Origin of the sequence: Streptomyces sp. MMG1121 (genome assembly GCF_001280015.1) — a bacterium.
In the GTDB taxonomy this organism is placed as follows: domain Bacteria; phylum Actinomycetota; class Actinomycetes; order Streptomycetales; family Streptomycetaceae; genus Streptomyces.
The window spans coordinates 1-732 of record NZ_LGDV01000055.1 but is presented as its reverse complement, the minus strand read 5'-3'; the positions used below and the strand labels follow the sequence as shown (position 1 = coordinate 732).

Below are 732 nucleotides of genomic sequence, written 5' to 3'. Positions count from 1 at the left end.
TCTGTCGGGTCTGTGCGATCGCTCGCAAACAACGGTGCTGACCGGCTTGCTTGGCCCCAGCGGCCAAGCAAGGCGGGCGGCGCCCCTCGTGCCTCTAGGCTTGGTAGGCGGCGGAGATCTGGCCGACCAGGACGGCGAACGGCATGTCGAGTGCGGCGTAGCAGGGTCCGGCCTCCGGGGAGGCGTTGTCGGCCAGGGCCTCGACCATGAGGGTGGCGTAGTCGCTGACGATGACGCCTGCCTGTTGCATGCGCAGCAGTCCGGCCTCCCGCTTGGTCTGGCTGAAGGTGCCGGAGGCGTCCACGGCGACGTAGGCGTCGTACCCGGCGGCCGTCGCCGAGATCGCGGGCAGCGCCGCGCATACCTCGAGCGACACCCCGGCGAAGACCAGCTTTCGCCGGCCGGTGCCCTCGATGGCCTCGCGGACCCGGTCGTCGTGCCAGGCGTTGACGGTGCTGCGGTCGATGATCTTCTGTCCGGTCGGCAGGGTCTCGACCAGCTCGGGGGTGGTCGGTCCCCACATGCTGTCGGCTGCGGTGGTGGTGACGACCAGCGGGATGCCCAGTATGGTCGCCGCCCGTGCCAGCGCCACGACGTTGTGCTTCAGCTCCCCGACGGGGATGTCCCGGACGCCGGACAGAAGACCCACCTGGTGGTCGACCAGCACCACGGCGGTGTTCTCACGGGTGACCGGCTCCAGGAACTTGTTGCGCTCGCTCATCTTCCACTCCT

1 protein-coding gene is annotated in these 732 nt (G+C 69.3%); it reads right to left on the bottom strand.

From position 1 onward, the window contains the following. Window positions 1-94 precede the first annotated feature (94 nt). On the bottom strand, window positions 95-732 hold a 638-nt coding region (locus ADK64_RS07290; protein ID WP_234384487.1), incomplete at its 5' end, for an isochorismatase family protein.